This window comes from Fischerella thermalis PCC 7521 (genome assembly GCF_000317225.1).
In the GTDB taxonomy this organism is placed as follows: Bacteria; Cyanobacteriota; Cyanobacteriia; order Cyanobacteriales; family Nostocaceae; genus Fischerella; species Fischerella thermalis.
On record NZ_AJLL01000133.1, the window covers coordinates 1 to 290 of the forward strand.

The following is a 290-nucleotide window of genomic DNA, read 5'->3' on the forward strand; positions in this document are numbered from 1 at the left end:
AGTTGAGGAAATCCCCTGCTGGATATCAGCCCCAATCAACTATTCAACCGGGGCAAGCAGCGCGAATTTTCACTGGTGCGGTAATGCCAGCAGGCGCGGATACAGTGGTGATGCAAGAACGAACGCAGCGAGAAAATAATCGGGTGTCGATCCTGGCTGCACCAAAACCGCAAGAATTTGTCAGACACCGTGCTTCTTACTACAAAGCTGGAGGGCAATTACTTCCTGCAGGAATAATGCTAAATGCTCCAGAAATAGCCGTCTTAGCTGCTGCTCAATGTACTCAAGTA

At 49.3% G+C, this 290-nt stretch carries 1 pseudogene; it reads left to right on the forward strand.

The annotated features are described in order from the left end of the window. Nucleotides 1-290: pseudogene (locus UYK_RS24610) on the forward strand (gephyrin-like molybdotransferase Glp); the annotation flags it as partial.